Source organism: Flagellimonas hymeniacidonis, assembly GCF_008040165.1.
Taxonomy (GTDB): domain Bacteria; phylum Bacteroidota; class Bacteroidia; order Flavobacteriales; family Flavobacteriaceae; genus Flagellimonas; species Flagellimonas hymeniacidonis.
This window is the reverse complement of sequence record NZ_VRUR01000001.1, coordinates 1,501,547-1,523,734: the sequence shown is the minus strand read 5'-3', so window position 1 is coordinate 1,523,734 and position 22,188 is coordinate 1,501,547. Positions and strand designations below refer to the sequence as shown.

Genomic DNA, 22,188 nt, shown 5'->3' with positions numbered 1-22,188 from the left:
TTATTTCTTTAGAATGGTAGGTCATCATCCTGTTCGGTTTCATCAACCGGTGCAGGTGCTGTTGATTTTATAGGCTCATTTTGTGTCGATGCTGCAGATGCCTGTTGCGTATTTGCCATGCTTTCTTTTTTGGTGGACAAAAATGTAAAATCCTGAACATGAACTTCTGTGGTATATCTGGTGTTACCATCTTCACCTTGCCATTGTCGGTTTTTCAATCTTCCTTCCACATATACTTTATCGCCCTTGCTAAGGTATTTTTCACATATCTCCGCAGCCTTGTTTCTTACAACAATATTATGCCAATCTGTGTTGGTCACTTTTTCTCCAGTTTGCCTATTGGTATAGGTTTCATTAGTGGCCAAAGGAAATCTTGCTATACAGTTGCCCCCTTCAAAATAATGGATTTTAACCTCGTCTCCTAAATGCCCAATTAGCATCACTTTGTTTAATGTTCCGCTCATAATTATTTAATTAGTCAAAAGTACTAAATTTTAAATGTCTTGATGAAATCAGCCATCAAAACTGGAACCGGAAAAGTGGTGATCTGGTCCCATGAAATTCCTTCTTTGATTGTATCCTTTACCCGCAAAATCCAAAATCTTGTATGCAAATGCTGATGGGATAGTTTATGCACTATAGGTTGCTCGTTATGTAGCGCTATTTCATTTGCGTTTGGTAAATTTGACATTGTTAGGATTTCACTTTTTAATTCCTTTAAATTCAATGTTTTATGAGATTCCAATAAAGGAAATTGATATAGGTTCTGCCATATTCCTTTTCCTTTTCGTTGTTCAAGTAAAGTGTTCTTGTTTTCATCTAAAACCACCAAATAGTTAAAATAGCGTTCTTTCACTTTGGTATTTTTAAGCTTTACAGGTAAACTGGACACCAGATTTTCCTTAAGCGCCACACAACTATCATTTAACGGGCATAATAAACAGTAGGGCTTTTTTGGAGCGCATTGTATGGCTCCAAACTCCATAATTCCTTGGTTGTAGTCCCTAATATTTTCTACATGCATGACATTCCTAGCCAATGCTTTAAAATATTGAATGCCCTTTGGGCTATTTATAGGAAGGTCTACGCCAAAATATCTAGAAAGGACCCGGTATACATTTCCATCCACTACAGGTTCTGGCAAATTAAAACAGATTGATGCGATTGCACTGGCCGTATAATCGCCCACCCCTTTTAGCTTTTTAAGCTCCTTATATGTATTTGGAAATTTCCCTCCATATTGTTCTACCACAATCTTTGCTGTGGAATGCAAATTCCTTGCTCTTGAGTAGTATCCCAACCCCTGCCATAGCTTTAAAACTTTTTCCTCTTCGGCGGCAGCAAGTTCATAAACCGTTGGAAAAGCCTCCAAAAATTTATGATAATATGGCATTCCTTGCGCTACGCGCGTCTGTTGTAACATAATTTCAGACAGCCAAATCTTGTAAGGGTCTTGGGTAGCCCTCCATGGTAATTCGCGCTTGTTTTGGCCATACCATGTTAAAATTTTTTGAGAAAAAGACATTCGGGAAATACTAATGGTTAAATGTAGCAGTTTATATACTTAAAATTAAAGGGTTTAAACAAAAGATTAATTTTAATTTTTATATTTGCAAGCCTAAAAAAATAAGAAAATAATAATAATACGAAATGACGAAAGCAGATATTGTAACTAGAATCTCAGAAAAACTAGGTATTGAAAAAGGAGACGTACAAGCGACAGTTGAATCTTTTATGGAGGAGGTAAAATCGTCCTTGGAGAATGGTGATAATGTATATTTAAGAGGTTTTGGAAGCTTTATCATTAAGACGAGGGCGGAAAAAACGGGTAGAAACATTTCTAAGAACACTACCATCAAAATTCCTGCGCACAATATCCCAGCCTTTAAACCAGCAAAAGTGTTTGTTGAAGGTGTAAAGAGCAACGTACAAGTAAAATAATATAACTAACACAAAAGAAAGAGCCATATGCCGAGTGGTAAAAAGAGAAAAAGACATAAGGTAGCTACCCATAAGCGGAAAAAACGCAGGAGAGCTAACCGACACAAGAAAAAGTAGTTGTTACAACTACTTTTTCATTTTAAACACATACGTTCTTTGACATAGAGATTCAAAAAAAGAATTTCAGTCGGTTTATTAAAACCGATTCTATATATTGTTTAATCATTTATCCCTATACTATAAAAGTGGGATAAATTAAAATCGATTCAGGTGAATAGAGAATTAATCGTTAGATCTAGTCCTGAAGCAGTCGATTTTGCTTTACTAAAGGATGGAAAACTAATAGAATTACACAAAGACGAGGATGACAACAACTTTTCCGTAGGGGATATCTTCTTAGCCAAGATAAGAAAACCCGTTACCGGTCTAAATGCGGCATTCGTTAATGTAGGTTATGAGAAAGATGCGTTCCTGCACTATCATGATCTAGGCCCACAATTGTCCTCCATGTTGCAATTCATTAAAAAAGCTAGAACGGGAAAGCTAAAAGACTATTCCCTAAAGAATTTTCCATTTGAAAAAGATATAGACAAGAATGGCAGTATTAACGAAGTTATTAAGGCCAATCAGTCATTATTGGTACAAATTGTAAAAGAACCCATTTCCACCAAAGGACCCAGAATTAGCTCAGAGCTTTCGATAGCCGGACGCTATTTGGTCATGGTGCCTTTTTCCGATCGTGTTTCCGTATCACAAAAAATAGGAAGCAAAGAAGAAAAAGATAGGCTTATACGACTTGTAAAAAGTATTAAGCCCAAAGGATTTGGTGTAATTATACGTACCGTAGCAGAAGGCAAAAAAGTTGCAGAACTAGACAAAGATCTTCAAAACTTGTTTTCCAAGTGGATTACAATGTGCAAGAAATTGCAAAGAGCGTCTCACCCCTCCAAAGTATTGATCGAGCTGAACAGAGCTTCATCCATTCTTAGAGATGTATTCAACGATTCCTTTACAGGAATCCATGTTGATGATGAGACACTTTACAATCAAATCAAAGATTATTTGCATGAAATCGCGCCCCAAAAGGAATCCATAGTGAAACACTACTCTGGTACCACTCCCATTTATGAGAAATTTGGGATTGAGCGTCAAATAAAGACCTCTTTTGGCCGCACCGCCTCCATGAGTAGAGGTGCGTACCTGGTTATAGAGCACACAGAAGCACTTCATGTAATTGATGTAAACAGTGGCAACCGTTCCAATAAGGCGAAGAATCAAGAAGATACCGCCTTGGAAGTAAACCTGTTGGCAGCTTCCGAAATTGCAAGACAGTTGAGGCTGCGCGATATGGGCGGAATCATTGTAGTTGATTTCATTGATATGACCAAAGGTGATCACCGAAGAAAATTGTTTGATCATCTAAGAGACGAAATGAAGGATGACCGTGCAAAGCACAAAATCCTGCCCCCTAGTAAATTTGGTTTGGTACAAATAACCAGACAACGGGTTCGTCCAGAGATGAATATCAAAACAAGTGAGGAAAATCCAAATGGCACAGGTGCCGAAGTTGAAGCGCCCATTGTTTTAATCGACAAAATTAATGTTGATTTAGAACGAATAATGAAAGGCAAGCAAAAAGATGAGGGGATAATTTTGAACATACATCCTTTTATTGCGGCATACCTGACTAAGGGATTTCCATCTCCACGATACAAGTGGTTCTTAGAACATAAGAAATGGGTCAAAATTCAACCCAGAGATGCTTATACCTACCTTGAATATCGTTTTAAAAACAAAGACGGTAAAACAATTAGATAATACAAAGCGACTTCAATTATGGAGTCGCTTTTTTTGTTTTTAGTATATTGAATCGGAATTGCAAAATGTAATTGACCCTAAAGTGAAGAACCAAAAAATAAAGGCACAATCATCCGAAGAATTAAAACAAAGCATTAAGACGATCAAAGCAATTGTAGGAATGTTAATTGGCACTTCTGTATTGCTTCTGGGAACAGTTCTTTATCTTTTCTTCGTTAAAAAAGACAGTTCTATGCTTCCACTTTTGTTTGTGCTGATTGGTTCCATGGCTATTGTTGCAATCAATTTAAGGCAGGCAAAGCGAATGAAGGCTGAATTGGATTTCAGACAAAAAAAATAATTGCAATTTTTCTTTTTAAGTTGATACAACATAAAGCATATAGTTTGACCGAAGCAACCAGAAAAATGGAAAGCTATTGTGCTTATCAAGAGCGTTGTCATAAAGAAGTTGTAGAAAAGCTAAAGGGAATGCGCATGATCCCAGAAGCTATTGACGAAATTATGGGGCATTTGATCCAAGAAAACTACCTCAACGAAGAGCGATTCGCCAAAAGTTTTGCCAGAGGAAAGTTTTCCATTAAAAAATGGGGTAAAAAACGCATCATAAACGAATTGAAGCAACGTCATATTTCTCAATTCAATATTAAAAGTGGATTACAAGAAATTGATGAGGAAGCGTATCATAGCACGCTTCATGATTTGGCGGAAAAAAGGTTATCCCAAATTCAAGAACCCAACGTTCAAAAAAGGAAAAAGAAACTGGCCGATTATCTACTTTACCGCGGATGGGAAAGTAATCTTGTGTACGAAAAATTAAAAGAGTTGATTTAGCTAAACAAGGCTATTTCCCGTATAACAAACTATGGGTTCTGGTCACTGCCTTCTCATTTTTCCAATCGATCCACTCTTGCCCCTTTATTTTGCGCATTGCATTATCAAAATGCCGCATAAAAAGAATATTATACACTGCCTTGCCAAAATTTCTGGGCTTTCTGGCAATTGCCCTAAGACTCATGGAGAATCCTGGAGTAATGTATTTCATATGATGCCAATATCCTTCGGGGATATAGAGCACATTTCCGTGTTCTAAATGAGTTGTAAAACCCTTAGCGAACTCCAATGCAGGCCACTTTTCCAAGTCCGGATTTGCAAAGTCTATATCTTCCCTTGTAATAAGAGAATGGGGGATTTTATATAAAAATTTAGTTTCTGATTGCGGAAAAAGAATACACTTTTTTTTACCCTCAAAATGAAAATGAAAGATATTCGCCAGATCAATATCATAATGCATAAAAGTATGGGAGTTGCTTCCCCCAAAAAACATCATGGGCAAGCCTTTCATCAAACGAAGACCAAATTTAGGGAATGAAAAATCATACTGAAGTTGTGGCACCTCCTTTAAAAGATTCCAAAGAAAAATACGATATTTTGTAGGTTCACTTTTTAGAAGATCAATGTAGTCCCGCATTTTCATTGTTGCATGCGGTTCATTAAATCCTTCATCATGTTTTACGGGTCTATCATCATAGAGCGGAACAATTTTCTCTCCGGCAACTTCCTTTATATAATCAAGATTCCATTTGGTATATGCTGGCCAATCCTCAACAAAGCGCTCAATAACAACGGGCTTTTGAGGTTTAAAATACTTTTGGATAAACTCTTTCTCGGAAAGGGTTTGTTCTCGAGGAATTTGTTCAAGGTTAAGCTCCAAAATTTCAATGAATTTGAAACAACTAAATTAATAAAAGGTTTTTAAATGAATTTTGCAGCTACTCTTTGGAGACTAATTTTGACTTTTGTTTGGCCTCTTCATTACGTTCAATAGTATGGTCTGGACGTGACCATTTTGGTTTTTCGCCCAAAGGTTCCAATTGAGAATCTGAAGCTTCTACAGTTTTCGGTTGTGAAATCTTAGTAAAAGGTTTTTGTGGGTTCAAACCCAAAAGTTTGAACATTTCCATATCCTCATTCACATCAGGGTTGGGGGTAGTAAGCAATTTATCACCTGCAAAAATAGAATTGGCTCCAGCGAAAAAGCACATCGCTTGTCCTTCCCTACTCATTTCTGTACGTCCTGCGGATAATCTCACCTGCGTTTCTGGCATTACTATCCTTGTGGTCGCAACCATACGAATCATTTCCCAGATGGATACGGGTTCTATATCTTCCATAGGGGTGCCTTCTACGGCAACAAGTGCATTTATTGGTACGGATTCTGGTTGTGGGTTTAAAGAAGCTAAGGCTACCAACATTCCAGCCCGATCTTCTAATTGTTCCCCCATTCCTATAATACCTCCACTACAAACGGTAACATTGCTCTTTCTAACGTTATCTATAGTCTCTAATCTATCCTCAAAAGCGCGTGTAGAAATTACATCTTTATAATAATCCTCAGAAGTATCTAAGTTATGATTGTAGGCATACAACCCAGCTTCTGCCAATCTTTTTGCTTGATTTTCAGTAAGCATCCCCAATGTGCAACAAACCTCCATATCCAATTTATTGATGGTACGAACCATTTCTAAAACCTGATCAAACTCGGGACCGTCCTTTACATTTCTCCATGCCGCGCCCATGCAAACCCTTGAGCTACCTGACTCTTTTGCGCGAAGTGCCTGTGCCTTTACATGAGAAACAGTCATTAAATCATTTCCTTCAATATCTGTGTGATACCGAGCTGCTTGTGGACAATACCCACAATCCTCTGGGCATCCTCCAGTTTTAATGGAAAGTAAGGTTGAGACCTGAACCGTATTCGGATCATGATGCTCTCGGTGAATGGTAGCTGCTTCGTACAACAACTCCATCAAGGGTTTGTTATAAATAGCTAGAATTTCTTCTTTGGTCCAGTTGTGTCTTACTGTCGTCATGCTGCATGAATTTCTGATTCAAAAATACAGCATATTCTAGGAATAAAGAACAAGGAAACTTGAATAAAGCAAATGACGGGATTATGACAAATTTGTGCTTTTTAAAAGAACACTAACCGCATTCCCTCCAAAACCGACTGCATTGACCAAGACTTTTTGGATAGGCTTATTCCTTGAATCTTGTTTTAGAAAAGGAGTTTCTATATACGTTTGGTGCTGTAGCATAAGTAGTGCCATTTCCACACTCAATAATCCTGAAGCACCAAAGGTGTGACCCACTTTCCATTTATTAGTGGTTAAAAAAGGTGTCCTTTTAGGAAATGTTTTTTCAATAGCTCTATATTCTGATAAATCTCCCTTAATCGTTCCGGGCGAATGCATTACTATGGCATCTACCTCATCCGAGTTCAAATCTCCCAAGGCCATCTTCATAGACTCTTGAAAACATTGTGCATTTGTAGAAATGGAAACATTATGCTCTAAAGGCTCTGTTGCATAACCAATTCCTTCGATCAAGCCAATCGCATGCTGTTTTTTTCCTTTTTCCAAACATGCCATGGCAGCACTTTCCCCTAAAACCATGGTGTTTTGTTTCTTGTTCAAATCCAAAGCTTTACATGGATACTGGTCTCCGTTATTTGAATAAATTTTTAACGCTTGCATTTGGGCAATGGTAAAAGGTGTTAATGGGGCTTCACTTCCACCGACTAGAAATTTATCTGTCATTCCACTTTGAATCCAGGCTATCCCATTTAACATGGCATGAAGTGCTGTGGAACACGTAATGGAATGTGAAATAGTAGGGCCCTTCGATTTTAGGTCATGGGCCACCCAAGATGATATGTTACCCAATGTGGTTGTAGGCGAAGATAGGGTGGATGATTTCCCATCTTTCAAAAATTCTTCATGGTACTTTTCAAAAAGTGAGGTAGCTCCTCTTGATGACCCTATATTGATTCCGAAATTGGTGCCAATATTCCAACCAGCCTTATCAACAACATTTCGTGCTGCATAGATGGCAAAAAGAACAGAGTCATCCAACTCTTTGTATTTGGCATCTGACTGCCGAAGATTTTCAATCTCCAATCTTACTTTCTTTGGCAAAGTTGATCCCCAGACGTTTTGTTTACCAACAGGTATTTTAGATAAATAATGATTCTCATTTAAATAGGAACTCCACATTTCTTCTGAAGAATTCCCAAGTGAAGAAATAGAGGATAACGCTGTTATGGAAATTGGTTCTTTGAGCATATTGTTCCTAAAATGTAGCTAAAGCTAAATGAATCGAATCGTATATTTTTTCCAATTGCTCATTGGTAATTACGTATGGAGGTAATACATATATTGTATTTCCAAGTGGGCGAAGATTTACTCCATTGTCCATAAAAAAACGGTATAGCTCATCGCGTAATTTACCATACCGGTCTGTTTTCAGATTTAAATCAATTGCTAGAATGACACCAATGCTCCTCGCTTCTTTTACTTTTGGATGATTTTCTAATGTGGACACAAAGTTTTTATGCTCATCTTCTATGTACTTTCTTCTTTCCAGAATCTCTTTTGAAGACAATAATTTTAACCCAGCAAGGGCAGCCGCACAACCTAGAGGATGGGCACTAAATGTATGGGCATGAAAAAACCCTTTGCTTACTTCATCGCTTAAAAATGCTTCGAAAACGTTCTGCGAACAACTGGTAATACTTAAAGGGAACATGCCAGCGGTAAGGGCTTTGCTCAAACAAATGATATCTGGTTTATGCGCTAAATAATCAGAAGCAAAGTTTTTTCCTGTTTTACCAAATCCAGTCATGATTTCATCGGCAATACATAAAATACCCGCTTCGTGGCAGCTATTAATAAGTTTGTCCAGTTCTTTTGCCGCGTGGAATTTCATTCCGGCTGCACCTTGAACCAAAGGTTCAAAAACAAATGCAGCACATTTATTGTTCCTGTAAATCGATTCCAATAATTGCAATACCTCTTCAATATTTTCCTCATTGGGTACGGGTATACGCTCTACTTTTAATAAAAAATCTTCAAAGGGACCATTGTAGGAAGAAAGTCCGGAAGCACTCATTGCACCAAAGGTATCTCCGTGAAACCCGCCTTCAAAAGCTATAAGTGTATCTCTTTTTTCGCCCTTATTGTGATAAAATTGCAACCCCATTTTTATTGCCGCTTCAACAGCCGTGGAGCCATTATCATTAAAGAAAATTTTAGCTTGATTGTCTGGTAAAATTTTCATCAGCTGTTCGGATAATTCTACAGCGGGGGCATGGGTAAAACCACTGAACATGACAAAATCCAATTGACTCATTTGCTCGGTAATCGCAGCTGTAATAAATTCATTACAGTGCCCATACATCGCCGTATACCAAGAGGCTATGCCATCTATATATGCTTTGCCTTCTTCATCCCAAATTAAAGCGTCCTTGGCTTTTACAATCCCAATAGGCGCTTCTGCCGTTTTATGCTGGGTTAATGGGTGCCAAAGGTGTTTTTTGTCTCGATCTGATAATTTTTCCAATACTACTGGATTAGTCAAACGCTTCAATTTATCTATCTTGCAAAGATGGTAATTAAAACACAAAAAACTTAATCTCCAAAGTGCTTAAAAACATCACTTCATTTCTTAATCCCAACTATCAAAATCTAAATTGGAGAACCGTTTTTTTGGCACTTTTTTTAATCGCCTTCTTTATTAGGTTTCCATTCTTTTTTAGGGATTATGTTGATCGGGATGAAAGCACGTTTATTATCATGGCACAATCTTGGGTCGATGGCCATTTGCCCTATACCCAACTTTGGGACCTAAAGCCTCCGATGACTTTTTTGTTTTTTGCTCTCATCATCAAGGTATTTGGCAAGAGTTTTATTGCCATTCGTTTCTTCGGTGTTATTTTGGTTGCCCTTACGGCCTTGTTTACTTATGGAATTGGAAGATGGGCTACATCCCAAAAAGTAAGTTTTTGGTGCTCGGTTTTTTGTGTTTTCCTATTGAGCTTGTTCGGAAGTTTGCAAGGAGTAATGTCTGAGCATATCTGTACCTTGTTTTTTGTAATAGGAGTCTACCTTTTACTTTCTAAAGAAAGTAGAGGTTGGTATTTTGCTATTGGGATTCTTTTTGGATTGTCTGTGATGTCCAAATTAAACATGGCCTATCCATTGCTTTCTTTGGCCATTTATTTGACTTGGGGAGCATTGGCAAAAAGACAGTTTTGGCATAACTTCCAACGACTTGTTTTTATGGGAATAGGGTTCGCAGTTCTACTTGCTCTAACCGCAACTCCGTACTATCTGCAAGGAGAGATTACTACTTGGTGGGAGTCGATTTTTGAAGCTCCACTAGCCTATTCTGGTTCAAAACAGCATTCTGTGATTAAAACGCTTCCTTTCGTTTTTGTTATTCTTGGCCTTTTGTATGCTGGGTTTGCCTCAAAAGTAATTGACTTTAAATCTAAACCACTGCAACTTTTAACGGTAATTACTATTGGCATTTTGCTCTCGTTCATGCAAGCTGGAAAGGTAAATGGACATTATCTTATACAGTTGTATCCTTTTATTCTTATTGCGGCTGGCATAGCCATAAGCAAGCTTCCATTAATCAAGAAAAAATATACTGCTATTATTGTTTTTCTTTTCGTACTTCTTCCCGCGGAAGCTTATGTAGAGTATGTGAACATTATTTCCAACAAAATAGAAAAGGGCACTTTTTTTAATGGTGAAGGAATTGATGTTCCAAAATACATTATTGAAAATGAAATAGAAACGAAGAACATCTTTTTTACGGAGTATCATATCGGTTATTGGGTTTTAGACGAAACACCCCCCACAAAAGCGGCTACACACCCCAGTAGTATAACCAGAGAAGAGCTCTTCCCATTTATGAAAAACCCCAGGAAGACAGGAATTGAGGAGCTACATTACATTTTAGAGGAAATACGCCCTAAAACAATAATAGCCAGAAAGGGGAAAAAGATTTTTGATAAAAAATTAGAGGATTTTAATTCCTATATCGATAATTATCTGGAAAAACACTACAAATTAATTAAAACCATAGATAGGGGTTTAATCTACCAAAGGCTATAATAACTCCAAGGCTGATTTAAATTGTAAAGCATACTTTTTAACAACTTCCTTGTCAAAAACTTCCTCTTCATTAATCCGTCCAAGAAAAGTTACCCCAGTTTTCTTTAAAATGATGCTTTCTGTTGTTGGGTGTTCATCACCACTGAAAACAATTCCGATTTTCAAGCTTCTTTCTCGAAGTTTTTCAATCGTCAAAAGTGAATGGTTGATGCTCCCTAAATAATGTCTGGACACTACAATGACCTTATGGTCGTGCTTAATCAAATCAAAAACGGTATCAGAACCATTCAATGGCACCAACAACCCACCTGCTCCTTCAATAACCAAATGGTTTTCCGTATTGGGTTCTTTGATTTTATCAATCTCAATGGCAATTCCATCTATCTCAGCGGCAGCATGTGGGCTCATTGGGGTATTCAATGCATAGCTGTTCTTGTGGATTTTTGTCTTGTTGTTTGAAATCAGTTCTTCAACCTTATGACTATCCGAATACTCTAAATCTCCTGCCTGTACTGGTTTCCAGTAATCTGCCTGAAGCGCTTCAACAACTATGGCGGATGCAATGGTTTTTCCAACATCCGTAGATATCCCCGTTATAAAAACTTTCATTATTGTGGTTTGGTAATAAAATTACATTGAGCGCACTTGTACTTTTTAGGCTCAAAAAAGGGAAAGAGTTTGTAAAAAATACTGTTTCTGGAATAATACGTCTCAGATTTAGTTGCTTTACAATTAGGACAGACAACAGGATTCCCTTCATTATCTGTAGCGTAGTTACGTACCTCATCATAAATTGCCTTTGCTCGTTCTTTATCGGTTGAATAAACCTGTAATTTCACTCCACCTATAGCGCCACTAATTAAAGGGTCTGAGTTAATAGTATTCTCGTCTTTTAAAAAAACAGGAATGCCCTCCGCTTCAAGTCTTCCCTTAATGATTTGAACATCCGCAGGGAATTCAAAAGAGCCAAGTGTATGAAATTCTTGCGCCATTATTTTATAAGATTTCTTGTTATTGACAAAACTCGCGATATTTCTTCTTTTGTGTTGTATGAATGCAAACAAAATCGCAATCGTTCTTGTCCCATTTTTACTGTAGGGGAGAGAATTGGTTTTACATCAAAGCCTTCAGTTTGAAAATATTTTGATACTTGCTTTACTTTTTCGTTTCCTGGTAATACCAAGCAATGGATTGCCGAGTCACTCTCAATAAACCTCCCCTCCATATTTAAAAGTTGAACCTGTTCTTTAAAGTACATGATATTTTCCTTTAATCTTGAACCTTCTTCCTTACCATGAGACTCTAAATACCGATATGCGGACAAAACAGAAGCCACTGTATGTGGCGCAAGTGCTGTGGTATAAATTAAGCTTCGTGCAAAATTGACCAAATAGGCCTTTAAATCATTGCTACCCAAAACAGCCGCTCCGTGGTTTCCCAGAGCCTTCCCAAACGTGATGATTCTGGCAAAAACGTTTTCTTCCAATCCCAATTGGCTGACCAAATCTTTTCCATTTCCATAGATTCCTGTTGCATGGGCTTCATCCACTATCAAATAGCAATCTTTTTTGGCGCAAAAATCTACCAGTGCTTCTAAATCAGGGGAATTCCCGTCCATGGAAAAAACAGATTCGGTGACAACGTAAATTTCTGAATCGTTCCTATTTCGACTACGTTCAATATGAACACGAAGGTCATCAATATTATTATGTTTGAATTTATAACTTTTCGCATTGCTCATTTTAATTCCATCCCTGATACTGGCATGCACCAATTCATCATATAGAATGGTATCTCCGCGTTGCGGAACCGAGGAAAAGAATCCAATATTGGCATCATATCCAGAGTTAAATACCAAAGCTGATTCTGAGTTATGATACCCTGCCAAAAAGTCTTCAAGCTGCTTGTACAAGCTATGATTCCCGGTAAGCAATCGAGACCCCGTAGCGCCGTTCTCTTGAAGATTGCTTTCTTTAAGCTTGGCGGTAGTAGCATCAAGAATAGCCTTTTTCCTTGAAAAGCCTAAATAATCATTTGAAGAAAAATCAATTAACCCGCCACTTGTCTTTAAGCTACGCATTGAGCCATCCTTCAATCTTTCAGATAGTTTTGACTGTAGCTTTTTTGGCAGTTTCTCCATAGCGCAAATTTAGCATTTACTATTTTTAAATATTACTTTTAGTCACTTACAAACTTATAAGAGAATGAAGACCATTTTTTCTTTTTTTGCGCTACTTTCAGTTTTAGTCGTAGTGGCTCAAACCAATACTTACGAAATTTCATTTGAGAATGTCGTTCACCATGAAGCATCTATCAATGCGACATTTTCAGATTTGGAGATGGATACCGTTTCTTTACGGATGAGCAGGACTTCTCCTGGAAGATACGCTCTGCACGAATTTGCAAAAAATGTATACGGATTTAAGGCTACGGACAGTAAGGGCAATTTATTAAAAGTATACAGGCCTGACCCTTACGAATGGAAGGTTACGGGACATGATGGCACCATAAATATAGAATACATTTTATTCGCCAACCGTGGGGACGGTACCTATTCTCAAATTGATGAGACCCATGCGCATCTGAACATTCCTGCAACGTTTATGTATGTTCCAGAACTTAACAAACGTAAGATTGAAGTGACTTTTAATGTTAGGGAAGACCTTAATTGGAAAATTGCCACTCAGTTGCCCTTTGTATCCGGTACTACTTATATGGCACCAAATCTGTATTATTTTATGGATAGTCCCACCGAGCTAAGTAATTTTACCCTTAAATCTTTTGAGGTAGATTCAAAAAATATTCAACTGGCTTTGCACCATAATGGAACAGAAACTGAAGCTGATACTTATTTTGATAAAGTAACGAAAGTAGTTTTGGCTGAAAAAGAAGTGTATGGTGAACTTCCAAACTTTGATTATGGAACTTATACTTTTCTGGCTTGCTATGTTCCCAATGCTTCAGGCGATGGAATGGAACACAGAAATTCTACGATTTTAACCAGCACCCGTAGTTTGGCAAATGGCGGAATGGAACGTAACATCGGAACCGTATCCCATGAGTTTTTCCACGCTTGGAATGTTGAACGCATACGGCCTAAAACTTTGGAACCCTTTGATTTTGAAGCCGCCGATATGAGCGGAGCGCTTTGGTTCGCTGAAGGTTTTACAAGCTACTATACCAACTTGATTCTGTGTAGGGCCGGACTTATCTCTCCAAAAGAATATGTAGAAGGGCTTGCAGGTAACTTCAACTATGTTTGGACTTCCCCGGCACGACAGTTTTTCAACCCTATTGAAATGAGCTATCAAGCTCCTTTTGTGGATGCTGCTACTTCAGTCGATCCTGTGAATCGGGAAAACACATTCATATCCTATTATTCATACGGCAGTGTTTTGGGGTTGGCTTTGGATTTATCCCTCCGGCAAAAAGATTTGAATCTAGATGATTTTATGAAATTGGTTTGGCAACGCCATGGAAAAAAGGAAATTCCTTATACCATAGATAATTTACACACACTATTGAATGAGTATGCAGGGAAAACCTTTGGAGATAATTTTTTCAATAAGTACATCTACCAAAGTGGAATGCCGGATTATACCACACTTTTCGAATCTGTTGGTGTAATACTGCAACAAAGTAAAGACAGGCCATATTTTGGTTTTTCGGTTTCCATGAATGAGGACGGCAAGGGAGCTCGTATCAGAAGAAATCCCAAGATTGGAAGCCCTGCTTATAATTCAAAACTAAGTATGGGGGACATCATTTTAAACATCAACAATATCCCTTTTTTAGAAGGTCAAAAGTTTGCTGATTATCTTAAACAATTCAATATAGGTGATTCTTTAGTAGTTAACTTTTCTCGCTTTGGAAATGCAAAGACCACTACTTTGATTCCAGCACCAAGTCCCAGCTATTCAATCCTTTTAATGGAGGATGTCGACCAGGCACCTACCACAGAAATAATACAAAAACGAAAAGAATGGCTTAAAACGGAATAGATGCTTGTCTATGAACAGACTTCAACGCTTGCGCAACTTGAGGAAATTCTTTTACTCCAACAACTGAATCTACCAAAAAACCTTACTACCGAAGAAAAAGAGCAAGAAGGTTTTTTAACTGTAGAACATTCTTTAGCATTTCTAAAAGAAATGCATCATGAATGTCCTCATACTATTGCCATAGATCAAGGAAAGGTTATTGGTTATGCGCTAAGCATGCATCCCAAGTTTGCCAACTCCATTGAAGTTTTAAAACCCATGTTTCATGAAATCAACAAGGTGGTGCAAAACAACTGTAACTATATGGTTATGGGTCAAATTTGTGTTTCAAAAGAATACAGGGGTAAAGGTGTGTTTAGGGGGTTATATAAAGCCATGAAAGAAAAACTTCCAAAGGGTTTTGACACCATAATAACCGAAGTCGATGCTAAAAATCAACGTTCTTTACAAGCACATGAAGCCGTTGGATTTATAGAACTAAAAAGATATCGTTCTGAAGGAAAAAAGTGGTCCCTTATTATCTTGACATAAAAAAGCCGCTCGTTTGAGCGGCTTTTTTATTCTTTATATTGTCCTATAAAACTTAATCCGCTAAGACGATTACTTTGTTGTCTTTCATCTCAATGGTCCCGCTGGTAATGGACAGCAGAGTCTCGCCATTTGGGCCTTTGGAAAATTTATTTTGAAAATCCTCATCAATGGTAATATCCCCCTGAACCTTAACATCTCCTTTTTGAAGCAAGGAAACTACAGGTGCGTGATTCTGCAACATTTGAAATTCGCCATTTATTCCTGGCACAGTAACAGAGGTTACTTCACCTGCAAATAACGTAGCTTCTGGTGATACAATTTCTAAATACATATTTTTAGTTGTTGGTTGATTGTTATCGGTTGATTGTTAATTTAAGGAAACCATCAACTGTCAACTATCAACTATTAGGCTTCAGCCAACATTTTTTCTCCTGCTTCTATAGCATCTTGAATACTTCCTTTTAAGTTAAAGGCAGATTCTGGCAAGTGATCTAATTCACCATCCATAATCATGTTAAATCCTTTAATAGTATCCTTGATATCTACCAATACCCCAGGGATGCCTGTAAATTGCTCAGCAACATGGAAAGGTTGAGATAAGAAACGTTGTACCCTTCTTGCTCTTCCTACTGCCAACTTATCCTCTTCAGAAAGCTCTTCCATACCAAGGATGGCAATGATATCTTGAAGCTCTTTATAGCGTTGTAACAACTCTTTTACGCGTTGTGCACATGCGTAATGTTCTTTTCCTAAAATTTCTGCTGTCAAAATCCTAGAAGTAGAATCCAACGGGTCAACCGCAGGATAAATACCAAGCTCAGCAATTTTACGCGAAAGTACCGTAGTGGCATCCAAGTGAGCAAAGGTTGTAGCAGGAGCTGGATCTGTTAAATCATCCGCAGGTACGTATACCGCCTGTACCGATGTAATGGAACCTCTTTTTGTTGATGTAATCCGTTCTTGCATGGCACCCATCTCAGTTGCCAAAGTAGGTTGGTACCCTACCGCTGAAGGCATCCTCCCTAAAAGGGCAGATACTTCTGAACCCGCTTGTGTAAAACGGAAGATGTTATCCACAAAGAAAAGTACATCTTTTCCTTGACCATCTCCAGCACCATCACGGAAATATTCAGCAATTGTCAATCCTGATAAAGCAACACGAGCACGTGCTCCCGGAGGCTCATTCATCTGTCCAAAAACGAAAGTCGCTTTGGACTCTTTCATTGCCTTTTTATCTACTTTGGATAAATCCCATCCGCCTTCTTCCATGGAATGCAAGAAATCGTCTCCGTATTTGATAATGCCAGATTCCAACATCTCACGAAGCAAGTCATTTCCTTCTCTTGTTCTTTCACCAACACCAGCAAATACAGAAAGACCACCGTGTCCTTTTGCAATATTGTTGATTAATTCCTGAATCAATACTGTTTTACCAACACCAGCACCACCAAATAATCCAATTTTACCTCCTTTTGCATAAGGCTCAATCAAATCGATTACTTTGATTCCTGTAAAAAGTACTTCAGTAGACGTGGAAAGATCTTCAAACTTTGGAGCTTCTCTGTGAATTGGAAGTCCATTTTCTCCAGCTTTTGGCAAGTTTTCCATCCCATCAATTGCATCTCCAATAACATTGAAAAGACGTCCATAAACATCCTCACCAATAGGCATTTGAATTGCACTTCCTGTAGCGTGGGCCTCAACTCCTCTGCTTAAACCATCCGTAGAATCCATAGAAATGGTACGAACGGTATTTTCACCAACGTGGGATTGAACCTCCAATACCAACTTGGAACCATCTGCTTTGTTGATTTCTAGAGAATCATAAATCTTTGGGATTTCTGTTCCCGACTCAAACTCAACGTCAATGACCGGGCCTATAATCTGTGCAACCTTACCTGTAACTTTAGACATTACTGTGTTTATTTTTAATTGAATACGAAGGGAAAAACTGCTTTTTTTCCGGCTGCAAAGATATACTTTTCCATTTTTAATGTGAAACTTATAATCCCTTTTTTTAGCAACAAAAAAGGCACTGATTTTGTCAGTGCCTTTGAAAGTATTTTAAAGTAATCTTTTATGGATTGATTGTCCAAGAAACATAGTAGATAGAACCTATTAAACCTGTACCTACTGCTTGGAAGTATTCATCTCCCAAAAGGTTGGAGCCACCAGCCTTGAAAACTGATTTAATACTCGGAACTGAATAATTGATTTGAGCATCCAACACCGTATATGCAGGAACATCACCATCAGCAAAAGATGCTTCCCAGAAGAAACTATCGCTCCATCTGTAATTTACATTGAATCCAAAGTTTTCAAAAAGTGCTGTGTTCCCAAAAGAAGCTTTCACTTTATGCTTTGGAGTGTTAAAGTTAGTTCTGAAATCAGGAAATCTAGCTTCATCAAAATCCAATTCTGCATACGTATAGTTTACACCTAAATCGAAATTACCCAACACTTTGGTATCTACACCAACGGTTCCTCCATACGAATTGATATCGCTTTCAGAATTCGTGTAGGTTTGATAAGCTTGTCTATCTCCATTTTGCAAAGCAAGTAATGATAATCCACCATCACCGGCTGTACCGTAAAATGGAACTAATACCGTTACATTGGCAATAAAGTTTTTGTACCTATTATAATAACCGCTTAAATCTATAGTGAATTTTCCAATTTGTCCTCTATATCCCGCCTCAAAAGCAGTAATCTCTTCAGGCTCAATTATAGATGTATTAACTGCTTCAGGTGCTCCAGCTAAAACTGAACTTAGCGAGTACGCATTTTCGTAAGCAGCTCGTCCAACCACATCTACCGTTGCTTGTCCAATCAAGTCTTGACCACTTTGGGTAACATCAAATGTTCTTACATCTTTATCCAAATTGGATGGTGCAGATCCTACCAAAATTGCAGACCCAGCATTTAATCCTATAAACAAATCTTGGGTTGTAGGGTTCCTAAAACCTTGTTGCGCTGAAACTCTAAAATTGTGGTTTCTTCGTTCACCAGCTGTATAGGCTAAAGAAAGTCTTGGTGACAAAAAGCCATCAAAGAACTCGTTTTTATCGTAACGAGCAGAACCGGTAAACTTAAATCTATCATCCAAAAATTTCCTTTGAAGTTGAACATACGCTCCAAATTCATTGTATTTAATTGGCCCATCGGAATCTGTAAATATAGTTCCTCCTGAATTTAGTTCATATTCTCTAAAAGAACCTCCTACTTGTACATCTGCCCAATCATCTATAAGGTGTGCTAAATTATAGTTCCCGTTTACATGACGGAATTTAGTATTATCTATAAATTTAGATCCAGTAGTTAAATCCCCATCTGTAGTAACAGAATTAAAGGCACTTTGAAACCCTGGAGTACCTGGCACCAACCTACCTGTATCTGCTGCTTGTCTAGCGGCCGCATGTGCAGCAACCGAAGCCTGTTCCCTTGAAAGGCCTCCTTGTTGTATACCTCCTAAGAAAGTGGGTATATAGGTTTGGGCATATTCTGTGAACCATTGTGTATTGTCTTTCCATCGGTTGTTGACATTAATTGCTGTAAAACGCGTGTCATAGGAATCTCCTGAGTTTTCCGTAGTAATATACCCTCTTAGGAAGAAATTCTTATTTCTAAACTCAATTTTATGTTGTTGAAGAATAAAGTTTTTTACAGAATACCTATTTGCTCCTTGATAAATGGTGTTTCCACGACCCACTCTACCATTATAGATAATTTCAAAGTCATCGGCAAAAGGTCTGTAAAAAACAGAAAAGTCTGTTTTTACACTTTGTGCATCGTAATCTACCAAATCACTTTCTGCATAACCTGTTCTTGAAACATTTGCCGTACCAACAGTTCCAGTTGGCAAATTAGCTGCGGCATCAAAGTTTAAAAGTGTAGTAACTTCATCACCATAAATATTAAGACCATTATAATTTGGGTCTGTTCTATCTGCTCCAAGATTACCCAAATCTGTGGTATTTACCGCATGCCAATCCTCTCCTTTTAAAAAGGACAGATTTGCCTTTACAGCTACTTTATCGCTAAAGGCATGAGCCACCCTGATCCCAAAATCATAGTAATTGTTATCTCCTGCGGCATCCTGAGATGTTAAACCTGTTTTTCCATAAGCACTGATTCCTTGAAAATCGAAAGGACTCTTACTTTGCATGAACAAAATACCATTGAATGCACCCGCACCATATAAAGCTGAAGAAGCTCCTGGTAGAATCTCAACACTTTGCACTTCCAATTCTGACATCCCCACAAGGTTACCCAAAACAAAGTTTAGACCCGGTGCCGAGTTATCCATACCATCAACCAACTGTAAGAATCTATTGTTTGCAAAGGTCGCAAAACCTCTAGTGTTTATGGATTGGAACGTTAAACTGTTTGTGTTGATATCTACTCCTTTTAAATTCTGTAGACCGCCATAAAAAGATTCAGCGGTTGTATTCTTGATTTCCTTCAATCCAAACCTTTCAACAGAAACCGGAGATTCAAAAATTCGTTCCGGAGTTCTAGAAGCGGAGATTACAATTTCATCTAAAAGTGTTGAAGCCTCACTCAATGTTACAGAAAGTGTCTGGTTATTAGAAGTGACTTGCATTGTTAAATCGGAAAATCCTATGCTTGTAAAACGAAGTGCAAATGGCGGTTGTTCTGAGGTATTAAAGGTGAAGTTTCCATCGAAGTCCGTAGTGGTTCCTTCAGCTTTTCCAACCAAGACTACATTGGCTCCTGGAATAGGTTCATTATTTTCATCAACTACCGTTCCCTGTACTGTTGTCTGCGCATAAGAGATAACACCAAACAGCATGAGGGAAATGATTATTAGTCTTCTCATTAGCTTTAAATTAGAGTTAATTTAGTTATTAAGTATCTGTTAAGTATTGGAGGGGGAAGATACATTTTTTTTCATTTGATTTCCACAAAATTGAAAAAAATTATGCATGCATAATACTTTTTTGCTAAAAAAAACACGCTTTGACTACGTTTTTAACAAAAAAAAGCACTGTTACCAGCGCCTTTATTACATTTTTATGATTTTCCAAAGTTACTCCACAGTAACCGATTTTGCTAAATTTCTAGGCTGATCCACATTACAACCTCTCATAACTGCTATATGATAAGATAGTAATTGTAATGGTATTGTCGTCAGCAGCGGAGTGAGGCTTTCCGAAGTTTCTGGCACTTCTACAACATGATCTGCCAACTCTTTTACCGTTTTGTCCCCTTCTGTGACAATGGCGATGATTCGTCCACTCCGTGATTTGATTTCTTGGATGTTACTTACCACCTTTTCATAATGTCCTTTCTTGGTAGCAATAACAATTACCGGCATTTGCTCGTCTATGAGTGCAATGGGGCCATGCTTCATTTCTGCAGCTGGGTAACCCTCTGCATGTATGTAACTTATTTCTTTTAGTTTAAGTGCTCCTTCCAAAGCAACAGGGAAATTGTATCCCCTACCTAAATAAAGACAGTTTGTTGAGTCCTTATATATCTCAGAAATGTCTTCTACTATTTGGTTGGATTGCAATGTCCTTTCGACCTTTGCTGGAATCCCTTCCAATTCTGTTAAATACTCATGGTACTTAGATTGGGAAAAGACACCTTTTTCATGTGCCAATTTTAAGGCAATAAGGGTAAGAACCGTAATCTGGGTAGTAAATGCTTTTGTAGAGGCTACACCAATTTCTGGCCCTGCATGGGTATATGCTCCGGCATGTGTTTCTCTCGCTATTGAAGAACCAACCACATTACAAACTCCAAAAACAAAAGCTCCTTTTTCTTTTGCCAGTTTTATGGCAGCCAATGTGTCCGCCGTTTCACCAGATTGTGATATGGCAATTAACACATCATTTTCTGTGATTACCGGATTCCTGTATCTAAATTCGGATGCGTATTCCACCTCAACCGGAATTCTTGCCAAATCTTCAAAAATATATTCGGCCACTAACCCAGCATGCCATGAAGTACCACAGGCAACTATGATGATTCTATTTGTATTTAGGAACTTCTCCAAATTTTGGTCAATTCCTGCCATTTTTATAATTCCCTGATCTGCCAGTAATCGACCTCTATACGTATCTAAAATGGCTCTTGGTTGTTCGTAAATTTCCTTGAGCATAAAATGATCATACCCTCCTTTTTCAATTTCTTCAAGATTTAATTGAAGTTCAAGAATATTGGGATATGCAATGGCATCATCTTTTATCTTACGCAGCTTAATTTCTTTTCCAATGCGGACGATGGCCATTTCCTCATCCTCCAAATACACCGCATTATTGGTAAATTCTATAAAAGGCGAAGCATCAGATGCAATAAAATATTCATTTTCCCCAATTCCTATCGCTAACGGACTTCCTAATTTTGCTACTACAATTTCATCTGGCTTATTCTTATCAAAAACAGCAATTGCGTAAGCCCCTACTACTTGATTAAGTGCAATTTGTACTGCCTTTCCAAGTTTTACATCTTCAGTATTTTTAATTTCTTCAATAAGGTTGACTAAAACCTCCGTATCCGTATCAGATTCAAAGGAATATCCACGACCAATCAGTGCTTTTTTTATGGATTCATAGTTCTCAATGATTCCATTGTGGATAATCACCAAATCTCCAGAATTTGAGTAATGCGGGTGGGAATTAATATCATTAGGCACACCATGTGTCGCCCATCTAGTATGGCCAAGGCCTAATTTTCCTTTAACTGCTATTGTGGATTCGGCTCTTTTCTTTAAATCCTCAACTTTGCCTTTTGTCTTGGATAGGTGAGTTTCTTCACCATCAAACAAAACGATACCAGCACTGTCGTAACCTCTGTACTCCAATCTTTGCAAGCCTTTCATTATTATGGGATAAGCATCCCTATGTCCTATATAACCTACAATTCCACACATTTAACTGGTTTTAAATTAAGAATTCACGCATTTTATGCTT

The 22,188-nt window shown here is 37.9% G+C and carries 20 protein-coding genes; 7 read left to right on the top strand and 13 right to left on the bottom strand.

Annotated elements, in window-relative coordinates:
* Positions 1-8 precede the first annotated feature (8 nt).
* Both FVB32_RS06875 and mutY read right to left on the bottom strand, forming a co-directional pair.
* Positions 9-464, bottom strand: coding sequence for a single-stranded DNA-binding protein (locus FVB32_RS06875; RefSeq protein WP_147742494.1), 456 nt, complete (start codon positions 462-464; stop codon positions 9-11).
* A gap of 23 nt (positions 465-487) precedes the next feature.
* Positions 488-1,525, bottom strand: coding sequence for an A/G-specific adenine glycosylase (gene mutY, locus FVB32_RS06870; RefSeq protein ID WP_147742492.1), 1,038 nt, complete (start codon positions 1,523-1,525; stop codon positions 488-490).
* Between the two features lie 125 nt (positions 1,526-1,650).
* Here mutY and FVB32_RS06865 point away from each other — a divergent pair, with 125 nt between their 5' ends.
* The 4 genes from FVB32_RS06865 (at position 1,651) to FVB32_RS06850 (ending at position 4,590) form a co-directional block, all read left to right on the top strand.
* Positions 1,651-1,941, top strand: coding sequence for an HU family DNA-binding protein (locus FVB32_RS06865; RefSeq protein ID WP_036380395.1), 291 nt, complete (start codon positions 1,651-1,653; stop codon positions 1,939-1,941).
* A 270-nt stretch (positions 1,942-2,211) separates the two neighbouring features.
* Positions 2,212-3,759: an Rne/Rng family ribonuclease gene (locus FVB32_RS06860; RefSeq protein WP_147742490.1), complete on the top strand. Its 1,548-nt coding sequence runs from the start codon at positions 2,212-2,214 to the stop codon at positions 3,757-3,759.
* Positions 3,760-3,841: 82 nt separating this feature from the next.
* Positions 3,842-4,099 carry a hypothetical protein gene (locus FVB32_RS06855; protein ID WP_147742488.1) on the top strand — a complete coding sequence of 86 codons (258 nt, stop codon included), beginning with the start codon at positions 3,842-3,844 and terminating at the stop codon, positions 4,097-4,099.
* 65 nt (positions 4,100-4,164) lie between these two features.
* Positions 4,165-4,590: a regulatory protein RecX gene (locus FVB32_RS06850; RefSeq protein WP_147742486.1), complete on the top strand. Its 426-nt coding sequence runs from the start codon at positions 4,165-4,167 to the stop codon at positions 4,588-4,590.
* A 10-nt stretch (positions 4,591-4,600) separates the two neighbouring features.
* On the opposite strand, the gene FVB32_RS06845 is transcribed toward FVB32_RS06850, so the two are convergent.
* The 4 genes from FVB32_RS06845 to bioA form a co-directional block, all read right to left on the bottom strand.
* Entirely contained in the window at positions 4,601-5,470 is an 870-nt protein-coding gene (locus tag FVB32_RS06845) for a cupin-like domain-containing protein (protein WP_147742484.1), read from the bottom strand.
* Positions 5,471-5,528: 58 nt separating this feature from the next.
* Complete coding sequence (bioB, locus tag FVB32_RS06840; protein ID WP_147742477.1) at positions 5,529-6,629, bottom strand: biotin synthase BioB; 1,101 nt, start codon at positions 6,627-6,629, stop codon at positions 5,529-5,531.
* An 81-nt stretch (positions 6,630-6,710) separates the two neighbouring features.
* Positions 6,711-7,880, bottom strand: coding sequence for a beta-ketoacyl synthase N-terminal-like domain-containing protein (locus FVB32_RS06835; protein WP_147742475.1), 1,170 nt, complete (start codon positions 7,878-7,880; stop codon positions 6,711-6,713).
* A 7-nt stretch (positions 7,881-7,887) separates the two neighbouring features.
* Positions 7,888-9,183: an adenosylmethionine--8-amino-7-oxononanoate transaminase gene (gene bioA, locus FVB32_RS06830; protein WP_246139839.1), complete on the bottom strand. Its 1,296-nt coding sequence runs from the start codon at positions 9,181-9,183 to the stop codon at positions 7,888-7,890.
* 53 nt (positions 9,184-9,236) lie between these two features.
* On the opposite strand from bioA, the gene FVB32_RS06825 reads away from it, so the two are divergent.
* A complete protein-coding gene (locus tag FVB32_RS06825) occupies positions 9,237-10,718 on the top strand; it encodes an ArnT family glycosyltransferase (RefSeq protein ID WP_187269517.1) in 1,482 nt (493 codons plus the stop codon).
* Here the strand turns inward: FVB32_RS06825 and bioD are convergent.
* From bioD to FVB32_RS06810, 3 genes are read right to left on the bottom strand one after another with little or no spacing between them, the layout of a single operon-like run.
* Complete coding sequence (gene bioD / locus FVB32_RS06820; RefSeq protein ID WP_147742471.1) at positions 10,713-11,327, bottom strand: dethiobiotin synthase; 615 nt, start codon at positions 11,325-11,327, stop codon at positions 10,713-10,715. The two genes, FVB32_RS06825 and bioD, sit on opposite strands and share 6 nt — an antisense overlap.
* Complete coding sequence (locus FVB32_RS06815; protein WP_147742469.1) at positions 11,327-11,710, bottom strand: putative signal transducing protein; 384 nt, start codon at positions 11,708-11,710, stop codon at positions 11,327-11,329. Before FVB32_RS06815 ends, bioD begins: the two co-directional genes overlap by 1 nt.
* Positions 11,710-12,858, bottom strand: coding sequence for an aminotransferase class I/II-fold pyridoxal phosphate-dependent enzyme (locus FVB32_RS06810; protein WP_147742467.1), 1,149 nt, complete (start codon positions 12,856-12,858; stop codon positions 11,710-11,712). Before FVB32_RS06810 ends, FVB32_RS06815 begins: the two co-directional genes overlap by 1 nt.
* Before the next feature lie 64 nt (positions 12,859-12,922).
* On the opposite strand from FVB32_RS06810, the gene FVB32_RS06805 reads away from it, so the two are divergent.
* Both FVB32_RS06805 and FVB32_RS06800 read left to right on the top strand, forming a co-directional pair.
* The gene (locus tag FVB32_RS06805) at positions 12,923-14,719 is read left to right on the top strand and encodes a M61 family metallopeptidase (protein WP_147742465.1); all 1,797 of its coding nucleotides are present in this window, start codon (positions 12,923-12,925) and stop codon (positions 14,717-14,719) included.
* Positions 14,720-15,250, top strand: coding sequence for a GNAT family N-acetyltransferase (locus FVB32_RS06800; protein ID WP_147742463.1), 531 nt, complete (start codon positions 14,720-14,722; stop codon positions 15,248-15,250).
* Positions 15,251-15,302: 52 nt separating this feature from the next.
* Here FVB32_RS06800 and FVB32_RS06795 read toward each other — a convergent pair whose 3' ends face one another.
* The 4 genes from FVB32_RS06795 to glmS form a co-directional block, all read right to left on the bottom strand.
* Positions 15,303-15,581, bottom strand: coding sequence for a F0F1 ATP synthase subunit epsilon (locus tag FVB32_RS06795; RefSeq protein ID WP_147742461.1), 279 nt, complete (start codon positions 15,579-15,581; stop codon positions 15,303-15,305).
* Positions 15,582-15,655: 74 nt separating this feature from the next.
* Positions 15,656-17,164: a F0F1 ATP synthase subunit beta gene (gene atpD / locus FVB32_RS06790; RefSeq protein WP_147742459.1), complete on the bottom strand. Its 1,509-nt coding sequence runs from the start codon at positions 17,162-17,164 to the stop codon at positions 15,656-15,658.
* A gap of 163 nt (positions 17,165-17,327) precedes the next feature.
* A complete protein-coding gene (locus tag FVB32_RS06785; protein ID WP_147742457.1) occupies positions 17,328-20,090 on the bottom strand; it encodes a TonB-dependent receptor in 2,763 nt (920 codons plus the stop codon).
* A gap of 210 nt (positions 20,091-20,300) precedes the next feature.
* Complete coding sequence (gene glmS, locus FVB32_RS06780; RefSeq protein WP_147742455.1) at positions 20,301-22,148, bottom strand: glutamine--fructose-6-phosphate transaminase (isomerizing); 1,848 nt, start codon at positions 22,146-22,148, stop codon at positions 20,301-20,303.
* Between the last annotated feature and the right edge of the window lie 40 nt (positions 22,149-22,188).

Excerpts from the sequence above, each read along its gene's own strand:
- FVB32_RS06835 (WP_147742475.1), bottom strand. The coding sequence starts at position 7,880 with ATGCTCAAAGAACCAATTTCCATAACAGCGTTATCCTCTATTTCTTCA.
- FVB32_RS06810 (WP_147742467.1), bottom strand. The coding sequence starts at position 12,858 with ATGGAGAAACTGCCAAAAAAGCTACAGTCAAAACTATCTGAAAGATTG.
- bioD (WP_147742471.1), bottom strand. The coding sequence starts at position 11,327 with ATGAAAGTTTTTATAACGGGGATATCTACGGATGTTGGAAAAACCATT.
- FVB32_RS06815 (WP_147742469.1), bottom strand. The coding sequence starts at position 11,710 with ATGGCGCAAGAATTTCATACACTTGGCTCTTTTGAATTCCCTGCGGAT.
- FVB32_RS06785 (WP_147742457.1), bottom strand. The coding sequence starts at position 20,090 with ATGAGAAGACTAATAATCATTTCCCTCATGCTGTTTGGTGTTATCTCT.
- FVB32_RS06795 (WP_147742461.1), bottom strand. The coding sequence starts at position 15,581 with ATGTATTTAGAAATTGTATCACCAGAAGCTACGTTATTTGCAGGTGAA.
- FVB32_RS06875 (WP_147742494.1), bottom strand. The coding sequence starts at position 464 with ATGAGCGGAACATTAAACAAAGTGATGCTAATTGGGCATTTAGGAGAC.
- mutY (WP_147742492.1), bottom strand. The coding sequence starts at position 1,525 with ATGTCTTTTTCTCAAAAAATTTTAACATGGTATGGCCAAAACAAGCGC.
- glmS (WP_147742455.1), bottom strand. The coding sequence starts at position 22,148 with ATGTGTGGAATTGTAGGTTATATAGGACATAGGGATGCTTATCCCATA.
- bioB (WP_147742477.1), bottom strand. The coding sequence starts at position 6,629 with ATGACGACAGTAAGACACAACTGGACCAAAGAAGAAATTCTAGCTATT.
- atpD (WP_147742459.1), bottom strand. The coding sequence starts at position 17,164 with ATGTCTAAAGTTACAGGTAAGGTTGCACAGATTATAGGCCCGGTCATT.
- FVB32_RS06805 (WP_147742465.1), top strand. The coding sequence starts at position 12,923 with ATGAAGACCATTTTTTCTTTTTTTGCGCTACTTTCAGTTTTAGTCGTA.
- FVB32_RS06800 (WP_147742463.1), top strand. The coding sequence starts at position 14,720 with ATGCTTGTCTATGAACAGACTTCAACGCTTGCGCAACTTGAGGAAATT.
- FVB32_RS06850 (WP_147742486.1), top strand. The coding sequence starts at position 4,165 with ATGGAAAGCTATTGTGCTTATCAAGAGCGTTGTCATAAAGAAGTTGTA.
- FVB32_RS06865 (WP_036380395.1), top strand. The coding sequence starts at position 1,651 with ATGACGAAAGCAGATATTGTAACTAGAATCTCAGAAAAACTAGGTATT.